The 24,320-nt window shown below is 54.9% G+C and carries 20 protein-coding genes and 2 pseudogenes; 11 read left to right on the forward strand and 11 right to left on the reverse strand.

Going from position 1 to position 24,320, the window contains the following annotated elements; all coding sequences use genetic code 11:
- Nucleotides 1-121 precede the first annotated feature (121 nt).
- Nucleotides 122-529, reverse strand: a complete 408-nt coding sequence (locus IVB18_RS47875) for a hypothetical protein (protein WP_247986985.1) — start codon at nucleotides 527-529, stop codon at nucleotides 122-124.
- Between the two features lie 1,085 nt (nucleotides 530-1,614).
- Here IVB18_RS47875 and IVB18_RS47880 point away from each other — a divergent pair.
- From IVB18_RS47880 to IVB18_RS47890, 3 genes are all read left to right on the forward strand, one after another.
- On the forward strand, nucleotides 1,615-1,788 hold the full coding sequence (locus IVB18_RS47880; RefSeq protein WP_247986986.1) for a hypothetical protein: 174 nt from the start codon (nucleotides 1,615-1,617) through the stop codon (nucleotides 1,786-1,788).
- Between the two features lie 527 nt (nucleotides 1,789-2,315).
- Nucleotides 2,316-3,305, forward strand: a complete 990-nt coding sequence (locus IVB18_RS47885; RefSeq protein ID WP_247986987.1) for a hypothetical protein — start codon at nucleotides 2,316-2,318, stop codon at nucleotides 3,303-3,305.
- Nucleotides 3,306-3,442: 137 nt separating this feature from the next.
- On the forward strand, nucleotides 3,443-3,835 hold the full coding sequence (locus IVB18_RS47890; protein ID WP_247986988.1) for a hypothetical protein: 393 nt from the start codon (nucleotides 3,443-3,445) through the stop codon (nucleotides 3,833-3,835).
- 606 nt (nucleotides 3,836-4,441) lie between these two features.
- On the opposite strand, the gene IVB18_RS47895 is transcribed toward IVB18_RS47890, so the two are convergent.
- The 8 genes from IVB18_RS47895 to IVB18_RS47930 form a co-directional block, all read right to left on the reverse strand.
- Nucleotides 4,442-4,924, reverse strand: coding sequence for a hypothetical protein (locus tag IVB18_RS47895; RefSeq protein ID WP_247986989.1), 483 nt, complete (start codon nucleotides 4,922-4,924; stop codon nucleotides 4,442-4,444).
- A gap of 30 nt (nucleotides 4,925-4,954) precedes the next feature.
- Nucleotides 4,955-6,691, reverse strand: coding sequence for an IS66 family transposase (locus IVB18_RS47900; RefSeq protein WP_247983306.1), 1,737 nt, complete (start codon nucleotides 6,689-6,691; stop codon nucleotides 4,955-4,957).
- Nucleotides 6,692-6,735: 44 nt separating this feature from the next.
- Nucleotides 6,736-7,083, reverse strand: a complete 348-nt coding sequence (gene tnpB / locus IVB18_RS47905) for an IS66 family insertion sequence element accessory protein TnpB (protein WP_082758020.1) — start codon at nucleotides 7,081-7,083, stop codon at nucleotides 6,736-6,738.
- Nucleotides 7,080-7,424 (reverse strand): transposase, encoded by a 345-nt coding sequence (locus IVB18_RS47910; RefSeq protein WP_188106852.1) that lies wholly within the window; start codon nucleotides 7,422-7,424, stop codon nucleotides 7,080-7,082. The genes tnpB and IVB18_RS47910 overlap by 4 nt, the downstream gene beginning before the upstream one ends.
- A gap of 890 nt (nucleotides 7,425-8,314) precedes the next feature.
- A complete protein-coding gene (locus tag IVB18_RS47915; RefSeq protein WP_247986990.1) occupies nucleotides 8,315-9,067 on the reverse strand; it encodes a hypothetical protein in 753 nt (250 codons plus the stop codon).
- 33 nt (nucleotides 9,068-9,100) lie between these two features.
- A complete protein-coding gene (locus IVB18_RS47920; RefSeq protein WP_247986991.1) occupies nucleotides 9,101-10,105 on the reverse strand; it encodes a DUF4268 domain-containing protein in 1,005 nt (334 codons plus the stop codon).
- Nucleotides 10,106-10,324: 219 nt separating this feature from the next.
- Nucleotides 10,325-10,552 carry a hypothetical protein gene (locus IVB18_RS47925; protein WP_247986992.1) on the reverse strand — a complete coding sequence of 76 codons (228 nt, stop codon included), beginning with the start codon at nucleotides 10,550-10,552 and terminating at the stop codon, nucleotides 10,325-10,327.
- Between the two features lie 279 nt (nucleotides 10,553-10,831).
- Nucleotides 10,832-11,524, reverse strand: coding sequence for a tetratricopeptide repeat protein (locus tag IVB18_RS47930; RefSeq protein ID WP_247986993.1), 693 nt, complete (start codon nucleotides 11,522-11,524; stop codon nucleotides 10,832-10,834).
- A 288-nt stretch (nucleotides 11,525-11,812) separates the two neighbouring features.
- Here IVB18_RS47930 and IVB18_RS47935 point away from each other — a divergent pair, with 288 nt between their 5' ends.
- Nucleotides 11,813-12,247: a DUF6641 family protein gene (locus IVB18_RS47935; RefSeq protein ID WP_247986994.1), complete on the forward strand. Its 435-nt coding sequence runs from the start codon at nucleotides 11,813-11,815 to the stop codon at nucleotides 12,245-12,247.
- Between the two features lie 42 nt (nucleotides 12,248-12,289).
- On the opposite strand, the gene IVB18_RS47940 is transcribed toward IVB18_RS47935, so the two are convergent.
- Nucleotides 12,290-15,253: a TaqI-like C-terminal specificity domain-containing protein gene (locus IVB18_RS47940; RefSeq protein ID WP_247986995.1), complete on the reverse strand. Its 2,964-nt coding sequence runs from the start codon at nucleotides 15,251-15,253 to the stop codon at nucleotides 12,290-12,292.
- Between the two features lie 323 nt (nucleotides 15,254-15,576).
- A complete protein-coding gene (locus IVB18_RS47945; RefSeq protein ID WP_247986996.1) occupies nucleotides 15,577-17,541 on the reverse strand; it encodes an ATP-binding protein in 1,965 nt (654 codons plus the stop codon).
- A gap of 598 nt (nucleotides 17,542-18,139) precedes the next feature.
- On the opposite strand from IVB18_RS47945, the pseudogene IVB18_RS47950 reads away from it, so the two are divergent.
- The 7 genes and pseudogenes from IVB18_RS47950 (at nucleotide 18,140) to IVB18_RS47975 (ending at nucleotide 24,138) form a co-directional block, all read left to right on the forward strand.
- Nucleotides 18,140-18,981, forward strand: a pseudogene (locus tag IVB18_RS47950) (IS5 family transposase).
- 115 nt (nucleotides 18,982-19,096) lie between these two features.
- Nucleotides 19,097-19,201 (forward strand): annotated as a pseudogene (locus tag IVB18_RS47955) (transposase); the annotation flags it as partial.
- Nucleotides 19,202-19,278: 77 nt separating this feature from the next.
- Nucleotides 19,279-19,401 (forward strand): hypothetical protein, encoded by a 123-nt coding sequence (locus IVB18_RS51800; RefSeq protein WP_256476672.1) that lies wholly within the window; start codon nucleotides 19,279-19,281, stop codon nucleotides 19,399-19,401.
- A gap of 480 nt (nucleotides 19,402-19,881) precedes the next feature.
- Complete coding sequence (locus IVB18_RS47960) at nucleotides 19,882-20,709, forward strand: hypothetical protein (RefSeq protein ID WP_247986997.1); 828 nt, start codon at nucleotides 19,882-19,884, stop codon at nucleotides 20,707-20,709.
- A 163-nt stretch (nucleotides 20,710-20,872) separates the two neighbouring features.
- Entirely contained in the window at nucleotides 20,873-21,694 is an 822-nt protein-coding gene (locus IVB18_RS47965; RefSeq protein WP_247986998.1) for a hypothetical protein, read from the forward strand.
- Nucleotides 21,695-21,739: 45 nt separating this feature from the next.
- The gene (locus tag IVB18_RS47970) at nucleotides 21,740-22,474 is read left to right on the forward strand and encodes a hypothetical protein (protein ID WP_247986999.1); all 735 of its coding nucleotides are present in this window, start codon (nucleotides 21,740-21,742) and stop codon (nucleotides 22,472-22,474) included.
- A 1,349-nt stretch (nucleotides 22,475-23,823) separates the two neighbouring features.
- On the forward strand, nucleotides 23,824-24,138 hold the full coding sequence (locus tag IVB18_RS47975; RefSeq protein ID WP_247987000.1) for a hypothetical protein: 315 nt from the start codon (nucleotides 23,824-23,826) through the stop codon (nucleotides 24,136-24,138).
- Nucleotides 24,139-24,320: the final 182 nt, after the last annotated feature.

Raw genomic sequence — 24,320 nt, forward strand, 5'->3', positions numbered from 1 at the left:
CATGACGGCGTGGAGGCTTCGGTACCCCAAGCGCTCGCGCCATATGCGATTACCCTCCCCCGCAAGGGGGGAGGGAACGCACCGTCTTTGCGGCGCGATCTTCCTAGAGCAACAAGGCCCTCTACTTCCGCATCCTGGCCTTCGCACCCGCCACGATCTGCATGGCGACGCCGGCGATCCAGCCGAGCAGGACGAGCCAGGTCAGTGCGCTGTGCGGATCGAGCCGCAGCACGATGACGGCGACGGAAGCGAACGCGGCGAGCGTGGCGCAGAACGTGCCGGCGGAACTCAAAAGTTCCGCGGCGTCGATATTGCTGTGCGCCGCGTCGAAGGGCAGCTGCGGCGTGTCGATGCCGAGATAGAAGCCGATGACGCCGAGCAGCATCATCACCAGCAGAAAGCCCTGCGTGGTGAGCGGCGCGATCGCCGATCCCACATAGGCGCCGACGAACAGCCCGCACGCAGCGCCTGCCATCGCCAGGCCAACGCGCTCGAGCATATGAGCAGCCTTCCGGGCACGAAAACGCATGGCGGGCCTCGCGGCGCTGAATCCCGTGAGGTTAGGCCAGATTTGTGGAGGGTGGAAGGTAAGGAGTGTCACGGACGGGTGAGGCATGGGAGGCGCCGTGAGCGCGTGCCACACAACCCGCAGTCCGTCATCGCCCGACTTGATCGGGCGACGACAGTGCAGAATGACGACGGTGGAGAATGAGGCGAGAACGTCGCGCCTCACTCATGCACGTCAGTCCGTTACGCGTACCGCCCGTGGCAGTGCTTGTATTGCTACGGAAATACAACCAGTGCGAGATATTGTCGAGTGTCTTCAAAGGCATATTTCGCTTCGGATTCTACTAGAAATCGCCCTGTCAATTTTTTGTCGAGAACCCTGCCGTTTTTCCTGTGCATCGTGGGCTGCCGTTGTGTGCCTGCTCTCCCAGAGCCTCTGATGCGGTCGCGCTCCGCCCCAGTGTCTCGGACCCCGCAGCTAGCCCGAACGCTTCGTCGGGCTTCGTCTTGGGCTGCTGGGTAGCTGTAGCGTTTTGGGGTGCTGGTAGCGACCGAAGTTTCACCGGGGAAATTTGTTGCGCCCTTGATGCGCATGCGGATGGTAGCGCTTCGGTCACGCTGAAACGGCAATAGAAGAATGGTTGGCTTGATGGCGGCATGCTGGTCTGCATGGCAAGACTGTTCGTCTGCAGGGCATCAGCGGACTAAATACAACGACTTTCCCTACAATCGGGCGGTCCAATAGCATCGTCGATCACGACCGATGTCTCTTTCACTCGCATTAATGACTTGGCGTGGTCTACATCGACGCCCTGTTACGTCTGGCGTGAGACGGAATACAGAATGTTCGGCGAGAACAGGATTCCAGTAATTAACAAGCGAAGGCCGTTGCCTGAGCACGATGAGGGCAACGCAACACTGCGACCCTCAAGGCTGTAGATGTCGACCAATTGGCTCTACAGACCTAGCGTTGAAGAACTGAACGTAAACGGGAGACCGCTCAACCGCCCCGTACCAGCAATGGTGATTCTGATTGGTGTGTGTGAAGGTTTTTCTTCAAAGCACTTTGGCCGTCTGTCGGCTGAAGTGTGAGCGGAAGGAGGAGGTATGGTTACATCGAATCGTGCCGAAACCTCCAGCCACGGCACACGAGCGCAGCGAGTATCGCCGCAGGCGATTGTTGACGGTCAGACCATGGTGACCACGGTTGGTGTTGGCGAAACCGTAGTTGCTTCGGTCAACGAGGTGAATGATCTGCCGCCGTTTACAAGAAGCCAATAAGAGCTTCGCAGCGGCTTCGCCGCTTACATGATGGTGATATTGGTTCGGTTGAAGTGTGATCGAAAGCCTGCCGCAAGATTGGACCTTGGTACATCGGTCGGTGACCGATTGTTCCAATTAGAACACCATCACCAAGTGGCCACGAGCGCAGCGAGTATCGTCCGATAGGACGATTAGTAATGGGCTTGGTGGCGTCGCGGTCGCTTCCGTTAGCTGATCGACTTCGCGCCGTGGCAGCTTGGTGCCGACCGAAGTTTCCCCGGGGAAATTGGTGCAATGCGAGATGCGCGGAAGTCGACCTCGAAGACATTATGCCGAGGCCATGACTGCCGCTCGCGATTTCGTGACGCCTCCCACGGTTGATAAAATCGCCGGTCGCCTGCTACGAGGATCCCTACAAGTAGCGCCAAGGCGACTTCGATCGAAGACACTCTGTCTCCAGAATCGAATGCGCCCTCGGAGCAAATCGACATCATTGACACGGCCAAGGACCCCACGCCTTGGCCGTTTTTTTTTGGAGAAAATCTATGCCCAAAGGAGCAAAGCTCCCTGATCCACTCGTCGACGAGCATGTTGAAGCCATTAATGCCTGCTGGCTCAAACACGGCGACGTCGACAACGAAGTGGCAAATGCCTGCCATCGAGCAAACATCGCGCTCGACGCTCCCGCCAAAAAACTGCTCATGAAGCGGCTTTTGTTCAGTGCGCCGAAGTTCTCAAAGTATGCGAGCATCGGGGGAGATGCGCGGTTGCTAGATCCAAAGCGGGCGCACAAAATCCCTCAGAGCCCTTCTATCAAATATGAGTTGAGTCAACTTGAGGACGACGAATTCGATGAGTTTGAGGCTGAGGGGCGTCTGGAGCCGACGGCTAAGCGAAAAGAAATTATTGACTGGCGTCGAAAGAAGCGAGGAGAGCCGCCACCGTCGGCCACGCCTGTCGCCCTTCCCGGGCGCTTCTATGCGGCACTCAAGCCGAAACGGCAACTTGCCGCCAGTGAAGAAGACAAGATCCAATCCGTGCTTATGGAGCTAGCGAAAAGCCATGAAATCGAGGTGGTCTATCCAGAAATGAAACTGCGCACTGGAGCTTACGGGAAGGCATTGGCTCATATGCGGCGCGAAGCAAGGAAAAGAGTGGCGGCAGTCATCAAGCGAAAAAAGAAAACGCAGGGACCGCACGCTTTTGCAAGGGAGCCGGCCTTGCGGAGGTACGCCGGCTTTTATGCCGATGAGCTCGCAATATACTCGGATGCTGATGAGGACCGCCTCCTTGAGGTGCTCTCCGCTCTCGGAATTGAGGATGAATTTCCGGGCATTCGCGAGGAAGCCTACGACAAGTATCGCGCCGACGAACCTTACGAGATGCCCGATTGGGTGAAGGCGGTCGAGAATCGGCCTCCCTCTGCGGAGGGGTTGGCCGCGGATGCGGAGCAAGTGCGCGAAGCGCTGCACCGTATGGCAAGCAGAAGGCCAACCTGGGGTGACCTGAAGGATCGCCTGGCTGACGTGAAATAGGCGGGGCGTTCGACGGGCGCAACTCGATGCAGATCGGCGTTGCGCCTGCGCCAACAGCCCCGACGCCAAGCATCAGGAAATGAGATCGTGACCCGATCCACCACCTTCCAAACACGGCCAATCAAGGAACACGACAAATGAACAACTCGACCGAGCAGCTCCCCAATGCTCTTGATCAACTTGTAAAACGATACCAAACACCGACATCAACCATCGTGGAAACGCTCGAAAAATACCGAACGCTAGACGAAGCAGCAACTCTCCCGAATGAGCAGTATCTCGCATTCTGCATGCGTGTAGGCCTAGATCATGCATCGGAGGATTTCAAATACCAGCGGCGTCTGGGAAGTCGATATGGCCGCTGGCTGGCTGCACTAGGGAACGAAAGAATTGGCGTCGCATTCTTGTACCTTTTTTCTGTCTCCGATTTCGAGTTCGACAAGATGCTCAAGGAGAGCACCGATCTAATGATACAACTGGAACAGGCCGAGGATTATGCAGGACCGGGCAGACACACCCCTGTGCATTGAATATTCGCGACTTCACCGACTATTTGGGGGTGAAGGGTAAGACAGGCCCATGGGGCTGTACTACGACTATTGCAGGCTGTGAGCAATTGTGGCTCGCACGGCTCATGTCGTGCGGGCCATTTCGGCTCAATCTAGTGTGCCAGTCGTTTCCCTGGCCAAGCCCTTGCCATCGTTTCTCCTTCGCTAGCTCCCGCAGCTTGCGCAATAGAGGTCGACGAGCGCTGTCACTGACCACCTGCAATGTGCTGTGACGTCCCTGGAACTTAAATTCGTCCTCTGTCCGATCGTTCACCTTGTAGCCCGCTCTGCTACACCGATGATAAAGGCAATATCGAATGTCGATCAGCTCCTCAAAGCTGAGAGGAGCATTGCTCGACAACCAGAGGCAAACGTCAGTAGCAGGTACAAACTTGCGCTTTCGTTCTCGTCCAGTGTTTTGTGGTTTCTTCTCTTTGGTCGGCTGGTTGGACGTCTCAAAATCATGACGGTCCAATATGACACTCATAAATAACTCTCCGTTTGCAGCGGAATGCTGCATGAGTTATTTATCCCGCCTTTTAAACTACGCTCGCCCTCGCTGTGCGTTGCTGCGAGGCTGCATGTTCATCAGTTTAGCTTGAAGAGGGTCTGTCCTAAACGCTCCTTCAGTGTCTCAAGTAAGGACATTCTGGTGCTGGGTGTTGGCTGTTGTGCGATGTAGGTCGGAGCCGGCGCAATATTCAGCGGTGGCGCGGCACGATGCGCCACAACCTTCTTTGCAGCTTCACGTTTGGCAACATGCTTCGCCTTCGCAACATCGACAACAGGCTTAGGCGTAGTGGATTGTGGGCCGACTTCCACTCCTGCAAATGCGTCCTGTAATCGATGTTGGGCAGGTGCCACCGTAATCGCTGGCGGAGCGAAGTCCTCGCTCTGCAGCGGCACGATCGTCGGCAGATTCGTGTCTATGACCACTCGTTCAGGCGGATGCTCGACCGAACTGATTCTGATCCTTTTCCGTTCTGCGACGTCACTGACCAGGTCTGGTCCCGGCCGGGGGAACGTACGCATACGACGAAGACCGCCTGATTGAGACATGCGCGCGGGCACGGCGAGCTCTATGATGGCGTTGCGTGAAGGTCAGGCGGCCTGCTGATCGGCGGGCTTGTCGGCTTGGCGCAGGAGCTTCCATTCCCAGGGCAGCAGTTCGTGCAGACGCGACGCGGGAAGATCGGCGATACGGGCGAGGACGTCGGCGAGCCAGGCCTTGGGATCGACGTCGTTGAGGCGACAGGTCGTGATCATCGTCAGCATGATGGCGGCACGGTCGGCACCGCGCTGGCTGCCGGCGAAGGTCCAGTTGCGCCTTCCCAATGCGATGCCCCTCAATGCGCGCTCAGCACAATTGTTGGTCAAGCAGATCCTGCCATCGTCGAGGAAGCGGGCGAAGTCGTCCCAGCGCCTGAGCATGTAGTTCATAGGCTTCAGGACCTCGGAGGAGCGCGAGAGGGTTTCGCGCTCGCGGAGCAACCAGGCGTGCATGTCGTCGAGAAGTGGTTTGCTCCTCTCCTGGCGCACGGCACGCCGCTCGTCGGCGCTGCGGCCATTGATGGCGCGTTCGATCTCGAACAACGCATCGAGGCGTCTGACCGCCTCCAGTGCGATCGGGGAGATGGGTTTGCCCTTCTGGCCTTCCCGGGCGTTTTTCTCGATGTCGGCCAGCTCGAAGAAGCCCCGCCGCGCATGGGCCAGGCAAAACGCCGGTGTGATCGGCATCGCTTTCTTTTGCGGATCGAACAACGGCTCGAAGCCGCTGTAGCAATCCGCTTGCAGGATGCCGGCGAAGGCGGCCAGATGCTTCTGCGGGTGCTCACCTCGCCGGTCGCTCGAGGCGTAATAGACCGCCGCCGGCGGCGCAGGCCCGGCGAAGGGCCGGTCATCGCGCACATAAGTCCAGATCCGCCCGGTTGTGCACTTGCTCTTGGCCAGGATGCGGATGGTGGTGTCGTCGCCATGCAGGCGCTCGGCCGCGAGTACATGGCGCTCGATCAGGTGGAAGAGCGGCATCACGGCGAAGGTCCCGTGACCGACCTGATCGGCCAGGGTCGACAACGGCAAGTCGATCCCCTCGCACTTAAAGCGCGCACTCTGGCGATTGAGCGGGATATGCATACCGAACTTGTCGAACAGGATCGTCGCCAGCAATTGCGGGCCGATGAAGCCGCGCGGCGTGGCATGGAACGGCGCCGGCGGCTGGCTGATCTTCTCGCAATCGCGGCAGGTGAACTTCTCGCGTACCGTCTCGATGACCTTGAAGCAGCGCGGGATCTCCTCCAGCGTCTTGGTCACATCCTCACCGATCTTCGCCAGCCGCGATCCACCGCAGCAGGCGCAGCTCGTTGGAGCCTCAATGACGACGCGCTCGCGTTCGATGTCATCCGGCCATGGCTTGCGCACCGGCCGCTTGCGCGTGAAGGCGCGTACGCTCTGCGCCTTTGCCGCCGCGGCCTGCGCGGCGAGCTCATCCTCGCTCGCCGTGGTGACGAGTTCTTCAAGTTCCAATTCCAACTGCTCGATCAGCCGCGCCGTGCGCTCGGAACGCGGCCCGTACAGTTCGCGTTTGAGCTTCTCGATCCGCAGCTCGAGATGCGCGATCAGCGCCTCATTGTCCGACAGCTTCGCCCGCGCGTTGGCCGCTTCGGCTTGCCAATTGATGGCTTCGGCCTGTATCCGGCTGACCTTCGCCGCGGCCGCATCGCGTTCGACCTCGACCCTCAGCCGCGCGTCGCGTTCAGCCCGCAACGCCTCACGTTCGATCAACAGCGCCGCCTGGGCGCTGGCGAGATCCGAAGGAAGGTCATCCGGCTTCAAACTCATGAAGCCAGTGAATCAGATTTCCCGGTAGGTTCAATCGCAGAATGCTATCCAACTCGCGTTGGACGCAAAGTTTCTTGAGGATTCCGCCAGTCGATCCCAGATAGCAGGTAAGAAAGCTGCGCCGGAGAGATCGTCACGGCTTCACCGGCAGCCGAAGGCCAGATGAATCTTCCTCTTTCGAGTCTTTTTGTAAACAGGCACGCTCCCTGAGAATCGTGCCAGATGATTTTTATCAGATCTGAACGGCGCCCCCTGAAGCAAAACAAATGACCCCCCAGTGGGTCATGCTTCAAGACCTCCTGCACCTGCAAAGCCAGGCTCGGAAAGCCGCGCCGCATATCGGTATGGCCCGTCGCCAGCCATACCCGCACGCCAGAGGGGATCGGAATCATCGCAGCGCCTTCAACACCGCCGACACCAGCAAGGGCGGCGCCGACCCGCAAATCCTGATCCGTCCGCTCCCCGTCAATTCCACCACGATCACTTCACCGGACGGTGCCGCTTCCTTGATCGGCTCCGCTTCCATCGCCGCTTCCACAAAGCCCTGGTCAGCAAGGTCCTGGCGAAGCCGACGCCGCCAGGTGTAAATCAGCCCCGTTGAAATATCGTGATCCCGCGCAACCTGCGCCACACACGATCCCGGCGCAAAGGCCTCCGCAACGATCCGGCACCGCTCATCCTCGCTCCAACGCCGCCGGCGTTCCGGCCCCGTCAGCACCGAAATCTGACCCATCAATCGCTCTTAAGCTCGCTCTTAAACACGTGCTTATGAGTGCTCAATCCGCCTCTCAGAACAAGGCGGCCTTCATCGTGGGCGTACGGGGGAACCACCAGCCTGCTCCGATCAGCAATAGGGCGAGAGCACTGCCGACGAACCCGAAGTATCTCATCAAAGGCATAGGCCGCCTCCGCTTTGAGGACGACCATGAGACCGGGATTGTTAGCAGAAAGCTAAAGATAGATTAAAGTAGAAAACGTGGTTATCGGCGGTGCTGCGACGCAGAAGCTGAGCGACCACGTGACGTGGTGGTGGACTTTCGTCCTACACGTCACGACTTAGAAGCGGCTGTTCTAGCAGGTTGTTGACATTCAAGTCGCTTCCGACGCCGTCTCGGTGCGGCGCATGTAGGGATGGCAAGGCTAGCTATAGAGCGCCCTCGGCCACATTTTGTCGCCGGCAATAGCTCCTCTCGCCTGTGCAAATTCGATGAGGACGGCGATCTTTTTGCGAGTTGGAGGATCTTTTCCACGTCCGAATCTAGCTCAACTGTCTGGTACGACGTTGATCGGCCCGCTGAATGTATTAGGACCCTGACGTTCCTTTTATACATTCGCCTCGCCAGCATTGGATAGACAACCTCCAGTAAGGGACCACGCTCTCCATAGTATCGGAAATGATCGAAAGTAACTCGAGGGCTGCGTGGTTTCGTAGGATCGTCAAATACCTTGTGCGGCCCGATTCCAATCCACGTGAGTTTCCCGGCTATGCGGTTGCGATTGGGTTCCGGTCCAATTCCACCAATTCCGATGACTGCGTCATAGGCCCAGCCTCGAACTGTTCCCATGCAGTTGTGATTACCGAACAGTCCTCGTACAGGATCAGGGTCTCCAGAATGCGTTCTTTTATAAATGAGAGTTCGAATGGTTTTCATCAACTGCTGGCTGAATTGTTCGAAGCCACCTTCTCGGCTCCTCTTCATCACCAATGTTTGCAACGAACTCTTGTCCACGTGCGGCGCTACGGAGCTCGTGATCGCCGATCCAGCGATCGGGATTTGAGTGATAGGTTAGGCCTGCACCTTTGAGCCAAGCCGGGATATGCCAAACGGACGGAAGCGAGTGTGGCCTTGTCAGTCGCAAAAAAGGATGCGCATGCCCTGCCTTTGCTCCTGCTCCTACATAAATCGTGTTGTTCCTATTCCACTCACCTATCGTGTGAGGATGTCTCCGGTCGAAGCCGACAGGACTGTCGATCTCGGACGGCCTCTGGCCAACCAGATAGACCTCATTGACTTCCAAGTACCCAAAGATTCTATGATGTCGGTCACGGCCTTCATGAGAGGCGAACAGGCCGAAGAAGAGAAACACATCACCAATGCCTACACCGTTTCGTTCGAGATGCGATTGTGCTGCGCCTGTTTGGCCGAATGCCCAGCGGCCGTCCTGAAATACCGGGTCTTCGTGGCACAGGTCATCGGCTACAATTCGCCCTTTTGTCATCTTCTCAACGAGTTCGCCCATTCCCAAGGCACGATAGGTGGTAGTTGACCGGTGTCGTGTTGGAATAGGAAGGCTCATTGGCACACCCTCAATAATGGGAGACGGCGCCTTCCCAGACGAGCCATCGAATCCTTTTCTGCTAAAAATCAATCTCATCGTGTGACGGCCCGGTCGAGAAGTGGCTCGTAACTATTCCTGGTCATTGCCTACGGCGATCGAGCTATCGACCATTTCATCCAAAGCACGGAGCCGCTGCGTGAAGACACGCCGAAAAGTTTTGACCTGATCGGCATACCAACGAAACTGGTCAGCCCATGTGCTGCGATCCGCCATATCAATTTCATCTCGGTACAGAGCTATCCTCGACGATTTCCGCCCAGGCATTTCATCCCAAGTAAGGGGGACACCGTAGTCCTTCGTGATCTCCCCTTCGCTACACTGTAAGGCTCTGAATGCCGCTTTGTCGGGTCCATTGATGACGAGCTCGACACGTATCCGTCGCTGCTCGCGTTGGAATGCCGTATTCAAGTAAAATCCACCCCGGCCGACTCCGAACGTCAACCATTGCTGCGGGAGCGGCTTCGGCGGCCTGATGGTTCTTTCATTCTGAACCAGATAATCATGCAAGCCGCTCCAGTAGTCGAGATATAACTGCCGAAGTGGATTTGGGGTCGCGCCCTCAATGCTCTTGATCCGACTGCCGACCCCTCGACTCCAATCGTTTGGCTTCGCTACCACGTTGAAGTGCGGTGCTAACGCCGAATCGTTGATCTGAAAGACCTCAATCTCCACTCCAAAGAAAGAGAAGCGGTCCACAGTGTTTGCATTCAGCCAATCTATTGCGGCGCGATGCTCTTCTAAAAATTGTCGTGCGATCCAGACGACCGTCGCGGCCTCTTCTAAGCCGGCCAAATAAGTGAGAATTTGTCCCAAATGCCTGTGATCGGTTGCCTCAATCTGATTTTCGATTAGGACAAGCCCGTCCGTATCCCTAGCGACGATGTCGGCAGAAAATCGACCAACGTCGTGCTCTGTAGCCTCCAGAGTGAGCTGCTCCAGGTATAACGCTTCTGCGAGCAACTGCAGATTCTCTGGGCGAGCGAGCCATGGGGTAAAGTCACCGGCTTCTCGTTCCCAAACTTCTCTGAGGTTGCTCTTTCGGATCAATCGACCGAACGAAACCGTGTTGCCCATGACCCACTCTTCCAAGTTGTGCTCCGCAGACCTATTGCTTGAGACAATGGTCGAGTGCTGGATGCTCCTCAGGCCAAAGCCTATGAAGGGGGAAGTTAAGCACCCATTGCAACTTGTCGGCGACCCTAAGTGATGGTTACCGTCGATTTACGTATGGGTTGCGGATGGGTTAGTTCGATGGGAGGCTGACAGGGACCGCAAAGTTGGCTCAGGGTGCGGCTATTGCACTAGCGCCCGTGATTTCGACGATGCATCGTAGATTTCGATCTTTAGCATCGGATACTTGGCCAGCAACTCGGCTGCCGCTTTCATTGCGGCGTTCTCATCAACAAATTCGGTCTTGAAGCGCCCGTCGACGACGATTGCATAACCGGTGGCCGGCGCCAGGTCAGCACGCCGTGCCTGCCGTGGTTGCGGATTTTCGACGTGATGTTTTGGTTTGTTCATTGTCGGTCTATCGGAATGTGTTGCTGCGGTTGCTGAGCCCCTGGCAGTTCTCCAGATTGGACGCTTGCAGTCTGCCAACCTGCATAAGCACAGCAGAGAAGTATCGCGATCCGCAAACCGACTACCATTGCCATCCCCGTTTCTGTTACGGACGAAAGTACAAGCGACGCCTTACAAACGGCTTAGGCAAAACAGTTATCCAGACGTTTAGCGGGCTGGTGTATGAATTGAGAAGATCTAAGTTCCTGAATGCACGGTCCGGTCATTTCTGAAACTGGATCACCTCCAGTAGCAAGGCAGTGCAGAAGCAATGTAGCAACGTATAATCGCATACATCTTCTGTGCTGATAGTCGCCTAGCTTTCTCGAGCTGAGCGGGCGTCATGTGGTTAGCAATCAGATCTCGGTGCTTAGCCGCCACGCCATCGCCCTCCCCTGCGGCGAGGGCAAACCACATGTAGGCTTTCGTGTAGTTCTGCGGGACGCCTCTGCCCTCCTGATAAAGAACACCCAGATTGTCCTGCGCTACAAGGTCACCTCGATCTGCAGCTAGTAAGAACCAAAGCCCGGCCGTCTGATAATTCTGCGGCCCGCCCAAGCCGAAGGCATACATCGCTCCCAAATTGACGGCCGCCTTTGTTTCTCCTCTGTCAGCTGCGACGCTATACCAGCGTCGTGCTTTGGCGTAGTTCTTCGGACCGCCTCTACCATCATGAAAGATTCGGCCCAGATAATATGGAGCGAGAGAATTACCCTGCGAGCTCGCAACGGAATACCAACGCACCGCCTCGTCGAAATTTGTGTGAACTCCTCGACCGTCGTCGTACATCAATCCAAGTTGAACCTGAGCGGTGGGATCTCCTTGCTTAGAAAGCTCGATATACATTTGCGCCGCACTGACGAAGTCGCCCCTAACATAGGCCGCATTCGCTTGTTCGAGTGGACCTGCCGCGGCCCCCTCGATCGCCATCATCAATAGGATTGTTGACAACCACGCTCGCATAGCCACCAGGTCCTGCCGCACTAAATCAGCACAATCAAATAAGTTGCTAGCAATGCAAGGCCTGCTCCGCTGGAGGCAGAACATGCAAGGCGAGGCACAGTGATGGGCGTGACGAGACGGATGGAATTATCCCCCACAAAGGGGTGGTTCCGCAAATATCATGTTACAACCTTGTTTTGGTCGATTTCGGCTCGACCATCTGACCGAAGGCTGTATGTCGGGTTGGCGTTACGTCCATCCAACAGCAGGAGCCCAACGATGTCGACCGCTATCCTCAAGTCCCTTACGTTCGTCCCGCAGCCGAAGCCCAACTCTGATCCCCTGATTATCAAACGGGAACGCATGGTGTCCCGCTTGGAAGATCAAAAGAAGCTGCTGGCCGATCCTTCGTACCAGAGGCGCATCAAGCGCTGGGAAAAGAAGGAAGGCGGCGAGAAGGTGCTTGTTGAAAGACCGCTCCGCACGAGCAAGTGGTGGCAGCAAGACCAGACCGGCGGTTACGTAATGACCGTGAAGGTGGGATCGAAGCGCATCGAGTTTGAAAAAGGCAAGGCGGCCATTGCGGTTGGGGCGTTGGATAAATTGCCCGGCGTGATCGATGCGCTCATCAAGGCTGTGCGGTCTGGCGAACTGGACGCCCAGCTGAGTGAGGGCAAAGGGCCGAGGGCCGTACCGGCCCGCAAGGTCGCCTGATCAAGCGGTTGCGGGCTGGCGCTGCTATGCGCCAACCACGCTCTACACTGACCTGCCATCTGTCACGATTTTTGCAAACGCTGCTTCTATCCTCTGCACCTCGGCGGGTGAAAGTTCGTACATCGTATAAACTAGCTGGTCGATATCGTTATCCAAACCTCCTGCCTTATTGCTAAAAAATTCAGCTTGCGACGGGGTAGTCGCTGCCTGCGCAGAAGCCATTGTTGTCCTGAGAGCTCGGACCTTCTTCGCTATCTCGTTCGCGAGCGATTCTTGTTCCTGTGTTGCGGGACCAACGAATGGAAATTGCTTGCACTCTTTTATGAGAATTTTTTGGAAGCGCATCTTAAATTCGTCAAGGAACGTCTTGCGGTGATAGAAGCTCATAAGCTTGCTATTGAGCACTCCGGCAAGGTAGTCCAAATTCGCTCCATCTTTCGGCAGCAGCGCAAACGCATTTTGAGTGTTGTAAAACTCGTCCTCGCAAACGGCGGCCCAGATTCGAAGATCAGTCCAGTCGATTATTTGTTTCACGAGTATTCTTCGCTGAGTAAAAAAGCGCTGCTCTCGGGGCGCTCCAAGCCATGGACCATAGGAGATATACTGAATACCGTTCCATTTCACAGAATAGCGCCGGACATCGTTGCCGCTGAGCAAGGGCTTAAAGGTCTCGTCTTTTGCGACGGTTGCGTGAAACGCTTGGCTTTTGATCTGTTCCTTGGTGTGCCCTCGGTATTTATCATAGGGCGTCAGGCCCAGGCTAATTTGGACAAAGGTCTCTAACGGTACCCCACGTTGCCTTACTTTCTTGAGTAGAGAATCGTCTTCGTCCGTTGTGTTGATCGCCCACATTTTCGACCCGGCCAGGCGAGACTTGTCGAGAGTGCCGTTGACGGCGGCTTGGTCAGGAACGATTTCCTTTATTCGCTCATACCCCTTGTAAGCAACCATTCTCACGGGGCTCATCGCTGACGACGGCATGCTCGCCGTGAGAATCACGGTGTCGACCTTGACCTTACCAGCGCTTGAGCCAAACGATTCGTTGGGCAGCCTTGTGAGCCCTAGAACATTTGTGCGCCTCAGAAGCGCTCCCCTCAGGTCCGAATAGGAGCTCTGCACCAACAAAGCGGTTGGGACGATCATTGAGAAATACGCATCAGAGGACTTGAGAAGTTCGACGGACTTCTCAATAAATGTTGCAAACAGGTTTATCCGGTTGTTTGCGCAGTCATACCTGTCAAAGATGTAGTTAGCGACTTCGTCAGGCATTCCTTTTATATCGACGTAAGGCGGGTTGCCGATAACGCAATCGAAGCCGCCTTCATGCACCATGATTTGCGAGAAACCGGTCTTCCAGTCGAATGCATTAATCCGATACTTAGTTTCTTCCGGAAGGAACGAGGCTTGCTCGACTTCATAGAAGTCACTGCCGACGATGGAATTTCCGCACCTGATATTGTGAGCGAGATCAGGCAGAATGCGCTCCTGATCGCGGATCCAGTCCCTCTGCGCTATCTGCTCTGTTTCACCTTCTGTAACTTTCAAGAGCAACGATAGCTTGGTTACCTCGACAGCTTGCCGGTCAACATCTGCGCCGTAGATGTTGTTTAGAAGAATACTCTTCCGTTCCGTCGTCGTCAGACGCCATTCACCGTTTCTCGTCTTGAACAGCTTAGGTTGCGCCCCTCTTGAATAATATTCGGGGTTCTTTCGATATTGGGTCAAATACCAATCGAGCATTAGTTGATAGGCTTCGATGAGAAATGTACCGGATCCGCACGCAGGGTCCAGTATGCGTAGGGACGATGCCTTCTTTAGCGTGATGGGAGCGGGCCGATCGTCTGGCCCGTTTAGCAATCGGTGGACCGTCTGCCTTACCATATAGGACACAATGTATGCGGGAGTGTAATAGACGCCACCCGCTTTGCGGACTTCGGGTTTTTCTTCGACAACAGCTCGATGAGACTTCGTTAGCCGAATGGCCTTGCCTAAAAACTCTTCGTATACCTGTCCGAGAATATCTGCTGGAAGCACCGAAAATTCGTATGGACTCTCAGGATAGTAGAGTCCCCCAAGAATTTGACGGAGGATCTTGTCGTCGAACTGAAGTCTCGGCGTTAGTGTATCTGGGACTCCCCAGCGGTTTCTTTCAACCGCAAAGTGGAATAGACCGGAATTGTATCGAGCTTCGGCTTTTCGATACAAATCGAGTAAGCCTCCATAGGTATCAGGTCGTTCTCTGAGATCTCGGAGACGACCGTAATCTTCGATCCCACGATCTTCGCAGATCCTCAGGAACACTATGCGATCGATCGTCATCTGGACCGCATAGTTCAAATCTGTCTCGTTGATCGATGGATTCCTCAGCGCAAAGTTTTTTGCGAGAAGCAATCGCCACTCCTCAATTTCGGAGAGGAATGCGGAATCCACTTCAAGGGTGCCTCGTTTGGCCTTGGCCGTAGTGGCATACCGATCGAACGAGCCTCTTAGGATTGCCTCCTTAGAAAATACCTCGTCAATCTCACTCCAACGATTGAGATAGTCCTGAGTATTTAAGTACAACACTCGCGCGACCGAGGCATCATCGTCCTTATTCGGACGCAACCTAGTATCGTAGACTGCGAATTCCTCGAAGTCAGTCAGGACTGAAAGAGGGAGCTTAGCGGACCATCCGTATCTGCGGAGCTGAAAGGCAGCTTCTTGATCAGTCTTCACTTTGACGGCGGGCTTCTTGGCTTCCACAAAAAACTTGCGAACGCCTCCTATGCGAAAGCAATAGTCGGGAGCCTTTGTGTTTCCGCCGATCTTGATCGCATCTTCATGGATAACGTCCTTGTAGGCCTCCGCATGACCACTAGTGTTATCTACGTCCCAACCAAGTAGCCTGAAAAGCGGATCAACAAATTCTCTTCGTACCTGAGTTTCATTGTAATGACTCGATAGATAGCTATCGCGATTGCGTTCAAAGCGACCGATTAGCTCGGTCAGTTGGCGAGCCGTATCCAAGATGCACCCCTTCAAGTCCGCTGCCTAAAGCATTACCTCATGATTTCGTTCGACCTTTACGCCCTGTGACGGGTCGGAGGCAACGGTCCCGCGCTTCACTTTAAGTCGGCCGTCCTTGTGCTAGATCGCTTCACAGCCCTCGGTGCGTAGACTTCAGGCGAGGCCGCCGGGGAGTCGAGGTGTTCTTCGTTTACCCGCCTATGCGACCCTTCGTCTATTTTTTCGCTCTGGATTTGCGAGAGGGTCCTTTCTATTACGGTTTTCTTTGACAATTCGATGGGCGATTCTCCGATCGTTTTTCATGTCGGCCTACCGAAACGGAACTAGTTACTTGACTGCGCGAGTACGTTCAGTTTTTCGAAGAAAATGCGGTTGCGCTTGCGTGCGTCCTGCAACAGCTTGTCGTAGCTGCTGACCTCGTAGTAGATCCCGAACGTCTTCTGGAACCCGTAGTAACCCTGGCCGTCTGGCGTGGGATACGCATCGTTCGTCTCAAGGATGTCCTTGAGGCTCGGGGTGATGTCGGCGATGATGTAGCAATATGCGGGAATCTTATCGTTTGCGGCTGGAATCGGCCGCCCTCTTTGATTTTTGAACTTCCCGCTTCGAATAACTTTTACAAGATCGAAGCACTGATTGACCGGGTTATCGGCCAGTGTGTAGTCGTTTCGCATCGGGCGCTTGAACTCGACGAGGGTAAGCGAAGTGACCGGCGAGTCTGTGCCTGCTCTTTCCCCTTCTCCGTAGATCATTTTCTGATCAAATATAAATAGGTCGGGTCGCTTTAGCGATTCTATTTCGACACGGTCCAACGTGGAGAGAGTAGGATCGGACGAAATGAAGGAATGGTAGGTCAGGCGCTCGTCGATCATCCATAAGTTCTGTTCGGGATACGGCAACTCGTCCGACGTATGCTTCATCGGATAGATCAGTTGATGGACAACGCTTTCGAGCGGAAATTTGTCGGCTGCTTCGGCACGGCCGATAGCACGTTCCAGAAAGTCGAGAATGATTCGGCGATGTGCAACGTACTGGGCGAGGGCCGAAGCTCCAATTTCGTTGTAGTCCTCCATGAACTCAGCGAACCGCTTCTTGTACTCCTCGTAGTCACCAACCTTTTCAGCTTCCTTGATGATGCGACCGCTCTCCTGCCGCATTCGCGTTTCGCGCTGATACAGTTCGTGGTGAAGGGCGGCTTCGATCTCTGGCTTTGTTGCTTCGGGCGGAATTTTTGCGATGAATTCGCCGCTGTATTTCATGAGGATCTTATATTGGGGCGCCTCCGACTGAACGTATGCCTGTACCCGCTCCTCCTTTAGATCATTGATGGTCTTCATTGGTTCTGCCAATTCTTGCTGAATCAGGCGAACACATTCATTTCGGATATCAGCACGTTTGATCTCGTCACTTCCGAATAGCGGTACCTCGTCCTCTGCATCTTCAGACGCGAAGTCAAAGTCCGTGCGAGCGGCGTTCACCCGCTGCGTCAGGTACGAACCTTGGACAATTCCAAGATAAACAAAGGACGTGCCATCGGGTTGATGAATACGACCGCTAAGGTTGGGGATAAAATCTTCCAGCTTGTCGCTTACAACTCCGCGCTGGTTGGCCGCATAGATGAGTTTGTTCTTCGACACCTTGGGTGTCGAAAGACGGAATCCGGTCAGGGTAAAATCCGACAGCCCAATTTTGAAAGGAGCTGTGGTTGCGAGGCTTCTGAAGTTCTTTTCAAATACGTCGTTCGCTGAGGTGATAAGGCCGTGATCTTCAATCGTGACGTTGGGGCAGTTCGGTTCAAGAAATATGAGCAGAAAGTGTTCCACGATTCGTTGAACGATTTGGTCAGTAGTTTTCGGGCAAGCGCTTTTATACGGCTCCCTGAATCCGACCAACTTGATCGTTGTGCCGGTCGCGGTGTCGCGGGAGACCGGCAGCGGGCTTGCGTTGTCCGGTTCGTAATTCTCGTCGAATACGAAACTTCTCCGCAAATGATCGTCCTTTACATCGGCCTCGGTGAACGTGCTTTCGATTTCTACCCGTTCGAATGCCTTGAGCCAGGTGAAGCGCCCCAATCCCTTTCCGCCCAAACTGAGCTTATGTTCGGAATACGACTCGTTGAACGAGTCGATATTCAGGTCGTTTAGGCCGATGCCATTGTCGGTGATGGTAAACGAACGGACCGATGCCACCTCGTCGGGCAACAGGGAGGCTTCGCGCTCGATCTGGATGCGAATGCGACCCTCGCCTTGCTTACGCTTGGCATCACGTATTGCTTGGAAGGAGTTCATGACCGCTTCGAATAGCGGCAAGAGCGGCTTCCACTTCGGAAGCTGCGTCTGTCGAACCAGGTTGCGTATGTTCGTGCGAAGCATTGAAGGCAGCCCGATTCTCTGATTTGCAAAGATAGATTATCGGAACAGTGACGGGAATAGCCAAAGAGCTCGGTAGGGCAAATCGCCGGCATTTAGAGGGTGTCTAGGCGGGATCGTGTTAGCGCCCGTGTCTAAACCGATGATGCGGTAATGAAGCTGAACCCGGTCGGATAGAAGCCGTTCGCCTTGCGACTCGGCTTCAGGACCTGCGGTCCTGCACTGCTGGTCTTTCGGTTACCGATTCCAGCGCTCTCCCATCCGAGCCACGCCGCCTTATGCGCAAGGCCTGCAGGTATGAAGCCTCTGCTCACTTTTTCTCGGGGAATTCCCTTGTGAAGCTCGTCGAGCCGAGGTTCGAATTACCCGGCCCAACGAACCATGCCGACTTCTGAGTGATACCAAGGTCCCGCGCCAACGTCGTTGATGCGATCCCCTTAGTGTCTGTCCGGGAACATCTTGAATCATCGGAATCATTTGTGATTCAAGGGTGGCGGTCCGATTCGAAGGGGCGCCCATGTGGACGAAGGAGAACCGCGGTCGTTACGACCGAAGCCGGCTACGCTATCCAAGCGATTTGACTGATGAGGAATGGGCGTTGGTGGAGCCGCTGATTGCGCCAGCCAAGCGAGGCGGCAACAAGCGCACGGTCGATGTGCGCGAGGTGATCAATGGCCTGATGTATGTGCTGAGCACCGGTTGCCAATGGCGAGCGATCCCGAAGGACCTGCCGCCACGCAGCACGGTGCACGACTATTTTGACTTGTGGGCTTGGAACGGCACGCTCGATCGCATCCATCACGCGCTCTATGTACAATGTCGAGAATTGGCTAACCGAGAACCCAGCCCGAGCGCCGCCATCATCGACAGTCAAAGCGTCAAGAGCGCGGAAAAAGGGGGGCGTGGATCGACCCGCATGGCTACGATGCGGGCAAGAAGATCAAGGGCAAGAAGCGCCACATCCTAGTCGATACTCAAGGCTTGCTGCTCCACGCCCTCGTGCATTCGGCGGACATCCAGGATCGTGACGGTGGGGTGCTGGTGATGGCCACGCTGTTTGGCCTGCATCCATTCCTGCTGAAGCTCTATGCTGACGGCGGCTATCAGGGGCCGATCTTTCAGTCCGCCGTTCGCAAAATCCTCCGGCAAATCGACGTCGAGATCGTCAAGCGCTCCGATACAGCAAAGAGTTTTGCGATCTTGCCCAAGCGATGGATCGTCGAACGCACCATCGCCTGGCTCAACCGCTGCCGCCGTTTGGCCAAGGATTGGGAGTGCCTCAACCGAAAGGCATTGGCGTTCTTGCGCCTCGCCTCAATCCGCCTCATGCTGCGAAAGCTCTGCCAAAAAACAGCATGATCCCGGACAGACTCTTAGGGTGGTTGGTAATCAGCCAGATCGCGCCGAACCAAATGCGCAATGGGAGCTTGGTATCCTCAAAGATGGTGCCGACCGTCACGGAGAAGGTGAGAGCGTGTGGGCGCTTCTCAAGCGCCAGATCATTGGCACCCATCACTGGGTGTCCGAAAAGCACCTGCAAAAGTATGTGCAGGAAATGACTTGGAGGCTCAATCGTCGTAGCATGACGCCAGCCGACCGCATGAACGATCTGTTCGAATGCGTTGCCGGCGCTCTGCCGTACAAGGTGCTGATCTCGTGACGAAGAAGATCAAGGCGACACCACCGGAGCCTCCGTTCGGTCTCGACATGCCGTTTGATGAAGCGTTGAAGCGTTTCATCGCTACGGACCCGAAGGAAGTGCAGATCCATCGTGGGTAAGCACGCTAGGGAAATCATTCTTGACGCCGGCCGACCCGTTCCTCGGAAGGAACTCTTTGAAGACTTGGCCAGCCGAGGCATTCACATCCACGGCAAGGACCCGGAGATGGTCCTAAGCACTATGATGTGGCGTATGCCCCAGGATTTCATCCGATTGGCAGGGTACGGATACTGGCTGCGAGAGCTGCCGTATGCGCCCGCGAACTATGAGGGGGCCCGCGCCTTCGCGATTGAGAGCGAGGCCGAACAAGACGTACTCGCCGCCGAAATATTCGATCCGGAGAGCGTAGCTGACGCTTAAGCGAGAAGCAGAAAAGGCCCCTTTTTCAAGGGGCCTTTTCCACGAATTGAGTTTAGACTCAGGTTGAGGCTTTGCAGCGAATGTCCCCGAAGCGACAACTCTCCCGGAGTGCGTAGGCGGCTGTTATGAAGACGGGCCAATCGCTTGTCAAGCTTCGTCTCCAAGGGTATTTTGGCTAAATGGCTGATAGTTCATACGAATTTTTAATACACTTTTTTGAGAATTATTTGCCGTTTACGCCAACGCCCGGGCAAGTTGATGATTTTAAAAAGGATTTATCTCTAGTTAGCCCATATCTTATGGAAGCGTCTCTGGTTGAGGTGAAAAACGGCGCACTGGGAAAGACCCTATCCCAGGGCAAAGACTGGCGACCGGCAATTTTCCAAGTCTACAACCGCAAGGTGGCGGAACACGCTCAGTTATTCCCGGTGTTCCATTCATTCGAGACGGCTTTTAGATCGACTGTGGCCGTTGCTCTCGAAGAATATTACCAAATCCCCCAATGGTGGGACATTATCTATAAGCGCCTGCGAGCGGCCGGAGACGCCCGAACGATCACTCAGATAAACGGGAAAAAGATCGCGACGGACGCCTCTCACTCGATTGGGGAGATCATTTTCGCAATCGACGGCCAACGCTTCCAACGCTGCCTTGTTTCCGGGTTCTCAAATGGCTTTCAGTTTTTGGAATGCTGTGAACTCAGTCATGTTGCACGGCTGATTGAAGATCACTGGTTTCTGTTCGCTCCCAAATTTACCCGCAAGAAAAACAAGCTTTCGCTGGTTCACTTCAAGGCCAAGTTCAAAGTCGTCCGCGAGGCCCGGAACGACGTATATCACCGTAAGTCGGTCGCCCGCATGACCGGTGTTGTGAGCCACGCCGAAGATTTGCTGGACTACCTTGGCTTTTCGCTGAATTTCGTATGCAGCAAAGTAGCGGATTCAGTGCCTCAAGAGTTGAGGTTTGCAATCAAGATTCGAGCCGATCACCGAATTTGGCAGGTTTAGACTGGGCCGCAATCTCCCAACGCCCCTGGTGTCAACTCGTATAGGTCCCATTGAAGTTGTTGCTCCGAACACATTTCGGTATGGAGTTTGCGCAGACTTATGCAACCGACGTGTCGGTATTTATCAAACCTGGCAGCATGCCCTCATTGGCAGGCCACGGCGCATGAGACTGGATACGAATCTGCAGGCCTTCAGCCAGTTCCTAAACTCAGAATGGTACGGCTCCCGCAGACATAGTTATTCAGTTCCTCTGAGCGGCAGGTCAGCGGTCTGGTCTCGACGGCTTGACCCTCAGGGCGTCTGGGCCGCTCATGGGCTAAACGATGCTAGGCTGAAATACTTCTGGAACGGCAATGACTTTGAGGTAACGGCCAGAGAGTTGGCAATCCACTCAGCAGAATTGAGAGCAGCGATCCAGAAGGGGGCCAATGCCGATGCATTGAGGGTCACCCGCAAAATCCTCACCTGGGGTGGCGTAGACAATCCCCATCGCCAGAAACGCACTTTCGATTGGCTGGATCGTAACAACGAGGTTCTCTGCACGAAACTTCTAGATTCGATACGTCTGCTCCGAGACGATCACTTATCTCTCGTACGGTTTGACGGCCACGATCTTATAATGAACTCGGCCATCACAAAGATTGTAAGCCTTGCAGACGAAGAGGAGCGGTTGGTTATCTACGACAGTCGGGTGGCCGCTGCGCTGGCCTTCTTTGCGATCAGGTTCGCCGAAGAGCGAGGTAAGAACGTTCCTACCGAGTTGCGGTTTGCTGTAGCTAATGAAAGGCGCAGAAACCCATCAACTGCTGAATTCCAGTTTAATCGACTGTTTGGTAGCCAGAGGGATCTTTGCCACGCTTCGATGGTTCGCCTCACTTCCACGCTTATTCAAAATGTTGCGTGCGGGGCTAATCCAAGGGAGATTGAAGCCGCACTGTTCATGTGGGGATACGACATCTCTCAGTCCAAACCGGTCGGCAGCTGAACGAATCTTTAGCCGTGTCGACTGAGAAAAGGCCCGGAACTAGAAATGACCTTTATCGAAACTCATCCGTTTAACGACGCCTACCCGATTCCGGAGGGCACACGCACCTTAGTCGTCGGTACGGCACCGCCTCCGAGATTTGGTAACCCCAATTGTGCGGGCGAGGGAGCGAATCTTCTGGACTTTCATTTCTTCTATGGATCAGGAAAGAACCGGTTCTGGAAGTTCATGAATACGATTGCAAAATCGTTCAACACGCCTCTGCCGGGGGATAAAGCTGCGGCTGCCGAATACCAAGCGGCAGCATGCAAGTTTCTCGTAGGGCACGGTATTTGGATGAAGGACGTGTTGCAGACCTACGAAAGAACGCCGGAATGCAGCTCCTTCGATAAGGATATAATCGCTCCTAAAACCCAGCACCTGGCCGATTTTTATCGTGTGCTCGAAGAGCATCGCCAAATTGAGAGAGTCGCCTTCACTGCTGAAGTAGCGGCGAGATGGACATTTCAGTCCTTGAACCAGCTTGAGCTGCAGGAGCGGTACAAGCAAACGCTAATGAATCGCAAATCCGCATCAGATTCTGTTGAGCAGTTTGATGCTAGTTCAGAGTGCGCCAACTTTCCTGCGACCTTCATGACTCCTATAGTCACGGCAGTGATTGGCGGTCGCAGAATTGAATTCTTCCAACTGCCCTCTCCAAGTCTCTCCAGCTTTCCGCCTAAGGGAGTCACCGACGATTGTCTCACGAAAATCTACAAGCACGTTCTGTTTACTTGTTGATCACAGGCTAAAGAACAGGTTGCGAGTAGGCGTGCACTTACAGAGCGCAGACCAGCGGTCCACGTCAGCGTCACCACTCACGTCATTATTCTAATGGGATTCAAGCGGCCTCGCCGTGCCAGGTTCGCGACCAACGAATGCTGAAGAGGCTGTACTCTGTAGGATGACCCACAGGAGCAACGCAGGATAATCTGGCTCATGTTGCATCCATCAAAGTCAGTGATGCACCGTAACGAAACCTCTATAGATTATATAGAAGTTTAGTGTCCCAGGATCAGCATTTCTGCTGCTTTCGAAGTGTAAGCGAGCGCAGCCGCTTGCGAAGCTCATTAGAGTAAATCCTAGCTTCACCATCATCATTGCGGAAAGGCATCCCGATGAAGGTTATACCGCTGAGCGCTGTCCAGCGGCTTGCTGCTCCTGTGCAACGACACCACGGCTCATCATTTCCGTCGATCATCCGGCAAGTACGATCGTGCGCACCGTAGGAGTCGCCTTTCTCAAGGCGATGCGGTCAGAACCACTCGCCTGGAGTGTACCTATCGGCAACGATGATGCTACCGACACGAGCAGACCGCCGAAGCAGAACAGCGAAATTGACAAGAGCGTCTCAAGGTCAGCAATCGCCTCAACCGCAGCCCTAGGAAAAATACGGTAGCCAATGCCGTCATGTCACCCTCGATTTGTCCTGATGACCACCATCGGAGGGCCAAAAGGCGTTAGACAGTCGCCTTACTTCACGGCATCGACCCGCAGCATCTCATCAATGCGAGCCTGGCAGTACTCTTCATAGAGTGCGTTGATGATGATCCACATGACCCGAAATCCCCTATCGATCCGATGAAGCTAGGGCCCTTCGTTTCGGGATCGCTTCGTCCCCTTGGCGAATTGGTTTCGATGCCGCCAATGTCACCGGGAGAAAGCCCGGTCGCTATCGAGCTGCCAAGACGCTAAAATTGCCCAGCAGCCCAAGACGGAGCCCGACGAAGCGGTCGCTATAGCTGGGTGTCATGAAGTACTGGCCCAAGCGAAAACGCATCAGAGGCTCTGGGAGAGCAGGCACACAACGGCAGCCCACGATGCACAGGAAAAACGGCAGGGTTCTCGACAAAAAATTGACAGGGCGATTTCTAGTAGAATCCGAAGCGAAATATGCCTTTGAAGACACTCGACAATATCTCGCACTGGTTGTATTTCCGTAGCAATACAAGCACTGCCACGGGCGGTACGCTTAGCCAATGATCTCAATGGGTTAGATACTTCGACTGTTCAAAGCTCGATCGATTTTGTCTAACCCTTGAAAGCATTTCGATCCTGGTGGTGCTTGCTGAACTTCAGGGGCACCACGAATGGACGGCGCTCGCTATCTTGAGGATGGCAAGCTTACGGTTTTTCGTCGGGCAGGCACCTACTACGCCCGCCTGCGGCTTTCACCGGGGAAATATGTAACTCGGTCGTTGAAGACGACGGTCGAGGAGAATGCTGTACAGCTCGGTCGAAGGCTGCTGTTCCAATTAGAACACAGGACCGAGCAAGGCCTTCCGCCAAAATCCAAATTGTTCGCAGCCGTCATCGACGACTACATTGCTTACCGTGAGCGGGATCATGCGCACGGCAAAACCTCAGCTGGGATGCTGAGGCAGATCAGGAGAGTTTCGCCGTGAATCGCATAGGATGTTCGCAAACAGCAGGCGATTGGAAGCCGACGGTCTGCACGCACCGCCGTTTAGCACCGGCATACGGACTCGAAAGATCACCTTCGATCGCATGCGCAAGAGGTATACGGCGTCGTGCTCTGCTGCCCCTGCAAGTACGTGATCGGGGTGGATAAACGATGAGCAGCGGC

Source organism: Bradyrhizobium sp. 186 (assembly GCF_023101685.1).
Taxonomy (GTDB): Bacteria; Pseudomonadota; Alphaproteobacteria; order Rhizobiales; family Xanthobacteraceae; genus Bradyrhizobium.

Coding starts and splice junctions, on each gene's coding strand:
- IVB18_RS47875 (WP_247986985.1), bottom strand. CDS start 529: ATGCGTTTTCGTGCCCGGAAGGCTGCTCATATGCTCGAGCGCGTTGGC.
- IVB18_RS47880 (WP_247986986.1), top strand. CDS start 1,615: ATGGTTACATCGAATCGTGCCGAAACCTCCAGCCACGGCACACGAGCG.
- IVB18_RS47885 (WP_247986987.1), top strand. CDS start 2,316: ATGCCCAAAGGAGCAAAGCTCCCTGATCCACTCGTCGACGAGCATGTT.
- IVB18_RS47890 (WP_247986988.1), top strand. CDS start 3,443: ATGAACAACTCGACCGAGCAGCTCCCCAATGCTCTTGATCAACTTGTA.
- IVB18_RS47900 (WP_247983306.1), bottom strand. CDS start 6,691: ATGAGTTTGAAGCCGGATGACCTTCCTTCGGATCTCGCCAGCGCCCAG.
- tnpB (WP_082758020.1), bottom strand. CDS start 7,083: ATGATTCCGATCCCCTCTGGCGTGCGGGTATGGCTGGCGACGGGCCAT.
- IVB18_RS47910 (WP_188106852.1), bottom strand. CDS start 7,424: ATGGGTCAGATTTCGGTGCTGACGGGGCCGGAACGCCGGCGGCGTTGG.
- IVB18_RS47915 (WP_247986990.1), bottom strand. CDS start 9,067: ATGAGATTGATTTTTAGCAGAAAAGGATTCGATGGCTCGTCTGGGAAG.
- IVB18_RS47920 (WP_247986991.1), bottom strand. CDS start 10,105: ATGGGCAACACGGTTTCGTTCGGTCGATTGATCCGAAAGAGCAACCTC.
- IVB18_RS47925 (WP_247986992.1), bottom strand. CDS start 10,552: ATGAACAAACCAAAACATCACGTCGAAAATCCGCAACCACGGCAGGCA.
- IVB18_RS47930 (WP_247986993.1), bottom strand. CDS start 11,524: ATGATGGCGATCGAGGGGGCCGCGGCAGGTCCACTCGAACAAGCGAAT.
- IVB18_RS47935 (WP_247986994.1), top strand. CDS start 11,813: ATGTCGACCGCTATCCTCAAGTCCCTTACGTTCGTCCCGCAGCCGAAG.
- IVB18_RS47945 (WP_247986996.1), bottom strand. CDS start 17,541: ATGAACTCCTTCCAAGCAATACGTGATGCCAAGCGTAAGCAAGGCGAG.
- IVB18_RS47960 (WP_247986997.1), top strand. CDS start 19,882: ATGGCTGATAGTTCATACGAATTTTTAATACACTTTTTTGAGAATTAT.
- IVB18_RS47965 (WP_247986998.1), top strand. CDS start 20,873: ATGAGACTGGATACGAATCTGCAGGCCTTCAGCCAGTTCCTAAACTCA.
- IVB18_RS47970 (WP_247986999.1), top strand. CDS start 21,740: ATGACCTTTATCGAAACTCATCCGTTTAACGACGCCTACCCGATTCCG.
- IVB18_RS47975 (WP_247987000.1), top strand. CDS start 23,824: ATGGACGGCGCTCGCTATCTTGAGGATGGCAAGCTTACGGTTTTTCGT.